Below are 9465 nucleotides of genomic sequence, written 5' to 3' on the forward strand. Positions count from 1 at the left end.
CTCACCCCAACCCCTCTCCCGGGGGGAGAGGGGCGATCTGCGTGCCGCTCAGCGGTCGTCGACCAGGCTGCCGCCGGGCAGGAACACCCAGGTGCGGGTCACCTGCAGGATGTCGACGTTGTCGTCGGTGCGCGGCAATGGGGGGAACGGCTGCGCCAGTTGCACGATCCGCAGTGCGGCGGCGTCGAGCATCGGCACGCCGCTGGAGCGCAGGATGCGGCTGCTCTCCAGGCTGCCGTCGCGGCGCACGCCGACGCTGATCACCACCTGGCCGCCGAGCCGGCGCCGCCGCGCTTCGTCGGGATAGTTGAGGTTGCCGACGCGCTCGGCGCGGTCGACCCAGGCGCGCAGATAGTTGGCGTACGCGTATTCGCGGGTGCTGGCGGAGACGAACTTGCGGTTGGGGCGCTTGGCGTACTGCTCCGAGCGCAGGTGCACCTCGGCGGCCAGTCGCGCCATCTCGGCATCGCGCTGTTCGCGCTGCGCGTCCACCGGCCGCTGCGGGTCGTCGGTGCGCGGCTGGGTCTGCGCCACCGGCAGCGGCTGCTCGCCGCGCGCGCTGCTGACCACGCGCGGGGTCGGTTCCGGTGCCGCGGCCGCGGTCTGCGCACGCAACGCCTGCGGCGCCAACCCGTCCTGGCGTTGTGGCACCACGCCGGGCTGGCTGTCGCGCGGACGTTGCGGCGTGTCGTGGTCGCCGCCGCCCTGCTGGTTGGCCTGGGCCAGGAAGTCGGCCTGTTTCGGCGTCAGCGGTGTGCTGGTCTGGCTGAAGATCACGTCCAGCGTCGGCACCAACGGTGCGTCGTCGTCGATCGCGAAGCCCACGCCCAGGATCAGCAGCCCGTGCACGATCAGCGACAGCACCAGGGTGGCGCTGAGCCGTTCGCGCTCGCCGATGCGCGGCGCGGGCGTCGCGGCGGCCGCGCTCATCGCGCCGGGTAGGCCTCGATGGCGTCGAACAGCAGCCCGGCGATGTTGAGCCCGAACTGCGCGTCCAGCTCGCGCACGCAGGTGGGGCTGGTGACGTTGACCTCGGTGAGGTAGTCGCCGATCACGTCCAGGCCGACGAAGCGCATGCCGCGCCGCTTCATCTCCGGGCCGACCTGGGCGGCGATCCAGCGGTCGCGCTCGCTCAGCGGGCGGCCTTCGCCGCGGCCGCCGGCGGCCAGGTTGCCGCGGAACTCGTCGCCCTGCGGAATCCGCGCCAGGCAGTAGTCCACCGCCACCCCGTCGACCAGCAGGATGCGCTTGTCGCCGGCGCTGATGTCCGGGATGAAGCGCTGCGCCAGAGCCAGCTTGCGGCCGCCGTCGGTCAGCGTCTCCAGGATCACGTTGAGGTTGGGGTCGCCGGTGCCGCTGCGGAAGATCGACCGCCCGCCCATGCCGTCCAGCGGCTTCAGCACCGCCTGGCCATGCTCCAGCACGAAGGCCTTGAGCGTGGCGGCGTCGCGGCTGACCAGCGTCGGCGGACAGCATTGCGGGAACAGCAGGGCGGCCAGCTTCTCGTTGAAGTCGCGCAGGCCCTGCGGGTCGTTGACCACCTGCGCGCCGGCGCGCTGGGCCACGCTGAGCACGTGGGTGTCGTACAGGAACTCCGCATCGAACGGCGGATCCTTGCGCATCAGCACGACCTGGCCGGGACCGAAGGTCAGTTCGGCGAACGCGTCCAGCTCGAACCAGCCGGCCTTGTCGTCGCGCACCCGCAGCGGCGCGGCCTGGGCGGTTGCACAGCCATCGCGCAGGGTCAGCCCGCCGGGGCGCACGTAGTGCAGCCGGTGCCCGCGGCGCTGCGCTTCCAGCAGCATCGCGAAGGTCGTGTCTTTGGCGATCTTGATGCTGGCGATGGGGTCCATCACCACGATGACATCGAACGGCATGGGGGCACCTGAGAGACTGAGCGGAAGATGGTAGCGGGTCGGCGGGGGCGCCGCGCATCGGGTGTCGGGCGCGGCTGCGCGGTGTCGCACGTTATCCGCCAAACTGTGACATAGTTTGTGCTGTTACGTGGTTCAACGCAGACCGGCAGCGGCGGCCTTGACAGTCGCAGCGGGTCTTGGGATACATGGCGTTTCGCAGCGAAGCCGGATCCGATGAAGCGTCGCGCGCTTGGGGGCAAGTGATGAGTGAAAACACGACTGCGGGTGGGGAACTCGCAGGCTTGCGGGTCATGGTGATCGACGATTCGAAAACGATCCGTCGTACTGCCGAAACGTTGCTGAAGCGCGAAGGGTGCGAAGTGGTGACGGCGACCGACGGCTTCGAGGCGCTGGCCAAGATCGCCGACCAGCAGCCGCAGATCATCTTCGTGGACATCATGATGCCGCGGCTGGACGGCTATCAGACCTGCGCGCTGATCAAGGGCAACCAGCTGTTCAAGGCCACGCCGGTGATCATGCTGTCCTCCAAGGACGGCCTGTTCGACAAGGCGCGCGGGCGCATCGTCGGGTCCGAGCAGTACCTCACCAAACCCTTTACACGCGAAGAGCTGCTGGGCGCGATCCGTACATACGTCAACGCCTGACCAGGGGGAAAGGCAGCATGGCCCGTATCTTGTTGATCGAGGACTCACCGACCGACCGGGCGGTGTTCACGCAATGGCTGGAAAAAGCCGGGCACCAGGTCCTGTCCACCGACAACGCGGAGGACGGGATCAAGCTGGTACGCGAGCAGGCGCCGAACCTGGTGCTGATGGACGTGGTGCTGCCGGGGATGAGCGGCTTCCAGGCCACCCGCGCGCTGTCGCGCGATGAGGCCACCCGGCACATCCCGGTGCTGATCATCAGCACCAAGAGCATGGAGACCGACAAGGTCTGGGGCATGCGCCAGGGCGCCACCGACTACATCGTCAAGCCGCCGCGGGAAGACGAGCTGATCGCCCGCATCAATCAACTGGTGGGCTGACATGCGCTCGCCCTTCGACATCCTCGAGGCCTACGAGCGGCGCAGCCTGGCGCACGCCGTGCAGATGCCCGAACGCGCCTTCGACGACGACGTCTGGCGCGGGGTCGGCTACCGCGTCGGCAAGCGCCACCTGGTCTCGGATTTCCGCGAAGTGGTGGAGATCGTGCGCATGCCGCCGGTCACCCCGGTGCCGGGCGCGCAGCCGTGGCTGCTGGGCGTGGGCAACCTGCGCGGCAACCTGTTCCCGGTGGTCGACCTGAAGCAGTTCCTGGAAGGCGAGCGCACTGCGCTGCAGGAAGGCCAGCGTGTGCTGATCATGCGCCAGAGCGGCGGCGACGTGGCCCTGACCATCGACGAACTGTTCGGCCAGCGCAGCTTCACCGAGGCGCAGGCGGTGGAGCCGGGCGATCTGGCCCAGGGCCGCTACGCGCACTTCATCGACCGCGCCTTCCGCGGCGACGCCCAGGACTGGGGCGTGTTCTCGCTGTCGCTGCTGTCGCGCACTCCCGAATTCCGGCAAGCCGCCGCCTGAGCGCGCGCGCTGCCTCCGCATCGAAGACCGAGGTCGCATCATGAGTACTGCTCCGGACGCCCGCAAGGCCAGCAAGCTCGGCAGCGTGGGCACGAGTTTCTGGCTGGGCCTGCTGGCGTTGTCGCTGGTCGTGTTCGGCGCCAACACCGGCGTGGCCACCTGGCAGGGCAACCGCCTGGCCGGCGCCAGCACCGGCGCGGCCGACCTGCAGGTGCTGTCGCAACAGCTGGCCAACCAGGCCCGCGACGCAGTGTCCGGCAACGCCGAGACCTTCAAGCAGTTCAAGCAGACCAAGGCGAAGGTGGAGAGCACCGTCGCCGAGCTCAACGCACGCTACGCCAACGAAGCCGGCGTGTCCGCGCCGCTGCAGACCCTCAACGGCACCTGGGCGCCGCTGGCCAAGAACGCGCAGCAGGTGGTGGACAGCGAACCGGCGGTGCTGGCGCTGGCCGGCAACGCCGACCGCTTCGTCGGCGGCGTGCCGCAGTTGCAGGCGCAGTTGAACGAGGTGGTGCGCGCGATGACGGTCGGCGGCGCGCCCGCCGCGCAGATCTACAACACCCTGCAGCAGGTGGTGGTGGCCGGCACCATGGCCCGCCGCGTCACCGAAATGCGCGCCGGCGGCCGCGGTGCGGCCAGTGCCGGCGACGCGCTGGCGCGCGACGCGGTGGTGTTCGGGCAGATGCTCGAGGGCCTGCGCAACGGCAACGAGGAACTGGGCATCGCCCCAGTGCGCAACGCCGCCGCATTGGCCGCGCTGGAGCAGTCGCAGGCGCAGTGGGCGGAAATGAAGAAGGACCTGGACGCGCTGCAGGCCAGCTCGCGCAGCCTGTTCGCCGCACAGTCCGCCGCCGCGGCGCTGACCGCCGGCTCGGGCAAGATGCTGGAGGACAGCAAGAAGCTGTTCGACGCGTTCTCCGCGTTCGGCTCCACCCGCGACACCCGCCTGTTCCCGAACTTCTGGCTGGGCGTGATCTCCGGCCTGCTGGCGCTGCTCTCGATCGTCGGCTTCGTCTGGACCACGGTGCGCAGCCGCAGCCGCGAGCAGGAAATCCGCCTGCAGACGCAGGTGGAATACAACAGCCGCAACCAGCAGGCGATCATGCGCCTGCTCGACGAAATCAGCTCGCTCGGCGAAGGCGACCTGACCGTCAAGGCCTCGGTCACCGAGGACATGACCGGCGCCATCGCCGACGCGATCAACTACGCCGTCGACGAGCTGCGCCACCTGGTGACCACCATCAACGACACCTCGGCCAAGGTCGCCGTGTCCACCGAGGAAACCCAGGCCACCGCGCGCCAGCTGGCCGAGGCGGCGGGGCACCAGGCCGAGCAGATCGGCTCGGCCTCGGTGCGCATCAACGAAATCGCCGCCAGCATCGAGCAGGTCTCGCGCAACTCCACCGAATCGGCGGAAGTGGCGCAGCGCTCGGTGGTGATCGCGGCCGAAGGCGCCGGCGTGGTCCGCGAGACCATCCAAGGCATGGACCAGATCCGCGACCAGATCCAGGAGACCTCCAAGCGCATCAAGCGCCTGGGCGAGTCGACCCAGGAGATCGGCTCGATCGTGGAACTGATCAACGACATTTCCGAGCAGACCAACATCCTGGCGCTCAACGCCGCGGTGCAGGCCGCCTCGGCCGGCGAGGCCGGCCGCGGTTTCGCGCTGGTCGCCGACGAAGTGCAGCGCCTGGCCGAACGCACCTCCGGCGCCACCCGCCGCATCGAAGGTCTGGTGCAGACCATTCAGGCCGATACCAACGAAGCGGTCAGCTCGATGGAGCAGACCACCTCCGAAGTGGTGTCCGGCGCGCGCCTGGCCGAGGACGCCGGCACCGCCCTGACCGAGATCGAACGCGTGTCCAACGCGCTCAACACCCTCATCAAGAACATCTCCATCGCCGCGCACCAGCAGTCGGCGGCGGCGATCGACATCACCCAGACGATGGACGTGATCCGGCAGATCACCGGACAGACCTCGCAAGGCGCGGGACAGACCGCCGAATCGATCGGCCGCCTGGCGCAACTGGCGGCGGACCTGCGGCGCTCGGTCGCCGACTTCAAGCTGCCGGCGTAAGCGGGCCGGAACCGGGTGGAAGGAAGCGCACATGACGTACCGTGAACAACTCCCGCATCCCGTCGCCGCGCTCGCGCGGCACGGCGCGTGCCCGGCCGCGGAGACGCGGCGATGAGCGCGCTGCGCGATGCGATGAGCCATGCCGCGCTGGGCTGGGTCAAGCCGGAACTGGACGAGACCCTGCGCCAGGTCCGCGGCGAGATCGAGGCCTTCGTCGAGGAACCGGCCGACACCGGCCGCATGCGTTTCTGCGCCGGCTACCTGCACCAGGTGCAGGGCACCTTGCGCATGGTCGAGCTGTACGCGCCGGCGATGGTCGCCGAGGAACTGGAACTGCTGGCGATCGCGGTGCAGAACGGCCAGGCGGCCGACCGCGACGAAGCCTGCGCCACGCTGATGCGCGGCACCGTGCTGCTGCCGGACTACCTGGAACGCCTGCAGGACGGCCATCGCGACATTCCGATCGTTTTGTTGCCCTTGCTTAACGAGATCCGCGCAGCGCGCGGCGAAGCCGGCCTCAGCGAGGGCGCGCTGTTCGCGCTGGCGCCTGACGCGGCCGCCGCCACCGAGGCCGAACTGGACCATGCGCGCGGCAGCCTCGCCGGGCGCAACCGCGAACTGCTCGACACCGTCGGCACCGCGATCAAGGAAGAACTGCTGCGGGTCAAGGACGCGCTGGACCTGCATCTGCGCACCGGCGGCGACGTCGCCGCGCTGCAGACCCAGGTCGACGAGCTGGGCAGCGTTGCCGATACCCTGGGCGTGATGGGCCTGGGCGTGGCGCGCAGCGTGGTGGTGCAGCAGCGCGACGCGCTGCGCAGCATCGTCGATGGCGCCCGCGCGGCCGACGAAGGCCTGCTGCTGGATATCGCCGGTGCGCTGCTGTACGTGGACGCCTCGCTCGACGACCAGGTCGCCTATCTCGGCGCCGGCGGCGACGTGCACGACGACGCCAGTGCCGCCGAGGCGCGGCGCACGGTGGAAGTGCTGGCGCACGAGGCCATCGCCAATTTCGGCAGCGCCCGCGAGCACTTCGTCGCCTTCATCGAGACCAACTGGGACCATGCGCGCCTGGACGAGGTGCCGCGCCTGCTCGCTGAGGTCGCTGGTGCCCTGCGCATGCTGGAACTGCCGCAGCCGGCCGACTACCTGGAAGGCGTGCGCCGCTACGTCGGCACCGAGCTGATCGGCAAGCGCCGCGTGCCCAGCGGCCGCCAGCTCGACACCCTGGCCGACGCGATGGCCAGCCTCGAGTACTACCTGGAAGCGCTGCGCGAGCGCCGCCCCGGGCGCGAGGAGATCCTCGACATCACCCGCAGCAGCCTGGAAGCGCTGCGCTACTGGCCGCTGCCCGACACCGCGCCGGCCGCGCCGGGTGTGTTGCCGAGCGGAAGCGACTCTGCTGAGTCGACCAAGGCCGCCCCGCCGGTGGTTGCCGATCGCATTGCCGAACCTGCGTCGCCACCGTCCATCGCCGCACCGGCCGTGCCGGCCTGGGATCTGGCGCCGGCCGAGGCCGCGCCGGAGACGACGTCGCGCACGCAGGACACGCCTTCCGCACCGCAGGCACCGCAGTGGAGCCTGGCGACGGACGAGCCCGACACCGCCACCGAACATGCCCTCGCGCCCGCTGACGCTGGCGCTGCGGGCGACGCGCACGAGCAGGAACCTGTCGCGCCATCGCAGGCGCTCAGCTTCGATCCGGTCGCGGCCGAACAGGACAGCTGGACCGGCACCGCCGAGCCGCTGCACATCAGCCTCGATTCCCTGGTGCTGGAGCAGGACGCACTGCGGCCGCAGACGCCGTCCACGCTCGCCCAGGAAGACGCTGCCGCAGCCGCTTCCGCGGCGTCCGTCGCCGATGTCGCCGGTTTCGATCCGGTGGCCGCCGAGTATCCGGAGCAGGCGCAGACCGATGTGCCGGCCGCGTTCGCTGGCCTGGACGAACACGACGATCCCAACCTGATCATCGTCGACACGCCGACTGCTGCAGAAGACGCCGACGCCGCCACGCCGCCGCTGGTCATCGAACTGGAAGACGCGCCGGCGTTCGCCGACGCGCCTGGCGGGTCCGCCGACGAGGTGCATACGCTCGACTGGCACGCCGCCCCGGACGCGCAGGACGAGCAGGCCGCGTCCGCGCTGTCGCCGGATGCGGCCGCGCTGGCCGACGCTGGCGCCCATATCGCCCACGGCGAACGCCTCGACGCGGCAGGGGAGGCCGAGCCAGCAGACGCCGGTGCCGACGCCGAAGACGCCGCGCACGCGATCCCGACGGAGGCCGCGGAGGCCACCGACGCCGCACGCCAGACCGAGTCGCACGCGCCCATGGATGGCCTGGCGCAGACCGATGCCGGCCTTGCCGCCATCGGCGAGGCCGCGCACACCGATGCCGTGGCCGATGCGCCATCGGCGCCGGAGCATGCCGCGCTGGAATCCGAGGAGCATGCGACGCCCGAGCCGGTACAGGCACACGCTGCACCGGTGTCGGACGCCGAAGCCGCGTTCCTGGCCGACCTGGAAGCTGCTGCCGCGCAGTTCGACGTGACCGCGGCCGCCCACAGCGGCGAGCCTGCGGCCGCAGCACCCGCCAGCGCGGAGGCGAGCGCCGCGCCTGCCGCCGTTCCGCCTGCCGCCGAGACCGGCTTCATCGACGGCGATGGCGAGATCGACGAAGAGATCCGCGCGGTGTTCCTCGAGGAATTCGACGAGGAACTGGTCAATCTCGGTGCGCTGCTGCCGGCCTGGCGCGCCGCGCCTGCCCACACCGAAAGTCTGCGGCCGATCCGCCGCGTGTTCCACACCCTGAAGGGCAGCGGCCGTCTGGTCGGCGCGCGCGTGCTCGGCGAGTTCAGTTGGAAGATCGAGAGCATGCTCAACCGCGTGCTCGACGGCTCGCGCCCGGCCAGCCCGGCGGTGGTGGCGATGGTCGAGCAGGCCTACGCGGTGCTGCCGCAGCTCAATGCCGCGCTGCGCGGCGACGGCACGGTGCAGGCCGATCTGGACGCGATCCAGGCGGTGGCCGAGCGTATCGCCGCTGGCGAGGAGGCGTTCTATTTCGCCACCCCGCAGGCGAGCGCCGCGCCGCGCGCGGGGACGCCGGCCTCGGTGGACAGCGTGCTGCGCGAGATCCTCGAAGCCGAGGTCGCCACCCATCTGGAGACCGTGCACGCCTGGCTGCAGCACGCGCCGCAACCGGCGACCGAAGCGCTGCTGCGCGCGGTGCACACCATGAGCGGCGCGTTCGCGATGACCGACGTGCCGGAGATCACCGCGGTCACCGGGCCGGCCGAGAGCTACGTCAAACGCGCGCTGGCCGCCGGCAGCGTGCCGAGCGCCGAGGGCGTGCGTGCGCTCGAGGACGCGGCGCGCGCCATCGCCGCCACCATCGCGGAACTGCAGGCACCGTCTCCGGTGATTCCGCCGTTCACCGACCTGGCGCAGCGCCTGCGCGCGCTGGTGGAGACCCTGCCGGAAGTGCAGTGGCCGCCGATCGCGCACGACGAGGACGACGAAGACCTGTCCGCGTCGGCACCGGCCGAGGCTGGCCTGGATGAGCAGGCCGTGCAGGCGGTGGAACTCACCGCGGCCGACGATCTGTCGGCGTTCCTGGGCGATGCCGCGCATCTGCACGAGACGCTGCCGGCGGACGAGGCGGCCCGCCAGGCAGGCGAGGGCGGCGTCCATGCGGACACGGCAGTCGCACCGTCTTCGGAAGAGGCACCGGCCTCCGCGCAGGATCAGGCGTCGGCTCAGAACGCGCCCCCAGTCGAGGAATCGGCGGCATCGCAGGATGCAGGCCATGCCGAGGAACAAGCGGCCTTGGCGCAGGACGGCCAGCTCGACGCGTTGACGGTCGAGGCGCCGCTGAGCGCCGAGCAGGTGTTGGACGATCCCGCGCCGGACGCGATGGATCCGGCTGCGGCGCCTGACGCGACGGCCGATGCGGCCGGCG

General features: G+C 70.7%; 7 protein-coding genes. 5 read left to right on the forward strand and 2 right to left on the reverse strand.

Translation table 11 applies throughout. The features are described from left to right. Window positions 1–48: 48 nt before the first annotated feature. Both D180_RS07845 and gshB read right to left on the reverse strand, forming a co-directional pair. Window positions 49–930: an energy transducer TonB gene (locus tag D180_RS07845; protein ID WP_017910261.1), complete on the reverse strand. Its 882-nt coding sequence runs from the start codon at window positions 928–930 to the stop codon at window positions 49–51. Beyond that, complete coding sequence (gene gshB / locus D180_RS07850) at window positions 927–1877, reverse strand: glutathione synthase (protein ID WP_017910262.1); 951 nt, start codon at window positions 1875–1877, stop codon at window positions 927–929. Before gshB ends, D180_RS07845 begins: the two co-directional genes overlap by 4 nt. 242 nt (window positions 1878–2119) lie before the next feature. On the opposite strand from gshB, the gene pilG reads away from it, so the two are divergent. The 5 genes from pilG to D180_RS07875 form a co-directional block, all read left to right on the forward strand. Continuing rightward, the gene (gene pilG, locus D180_RS07855; RefSeq protein ID WP_003472648.1) at window positions 2120–2521 is read left to right on the forward strand and encodes a twitching motility response regulator PilG; all 402 of its coding nucleotides are present in this window, start codon (window positions 2120–2122) and stop codon (window positions 2519–2521) included. A 17-nt stretch (window positions 2522–2538) separates the two neighbouring features. After that, the gene (locus D180_RS07860) at window positions 2539–2901 is read left to right on the forward strand and encodes a response regulator (RefSeq protein WP_026143267.1); all 363 of its coding nucleotides are present in this window, start codon (window positions 2539–2541) and stop codon (window positions 2899–2901) included. Between the two features lies 1 nt (window position 2902). After that, window positions 2903–3433, forward strand: coding sequence for a chemotaxis protein CheW (locus tag D180_RS07865; protein ID WP_017910264.1), 531 nt, complete (start codon window positions 2903–2905; stop codon window positions 3431–3433). A 40-nt stretch (window positions 3434–3473) separates the two neighbouring features. Then, a complete protein-coding gene (locus D180_RS07870; RefSeq protein WP_017910265.1) occupies window positions 3474–5510 on the forward strand; it encodes a methyl-accepting chemotaxis protein in 2037 nt (678 codons plus the stop codon). 111 nt (window positions 5511–5621) lie between these two features. Then, the coding region (locus tag D180_RS07875) for an Hpt domain-containing protein (protein ID WP_017912363.1) at window positions 5622–9465 on the forward strand (3844 nt) is incomplete at its 3' end.

The organism is Xanthomonas sp. SHU 166, assembly GCF_000364685.1.
GTDB classification, from domain to species: Bacteria; Pseudomonadota; Gammaproteobacteria; order Xanthomonadales; family Xanthomonadaceae; genus Xanthomonas_A; species Xanthomonas_A sontii.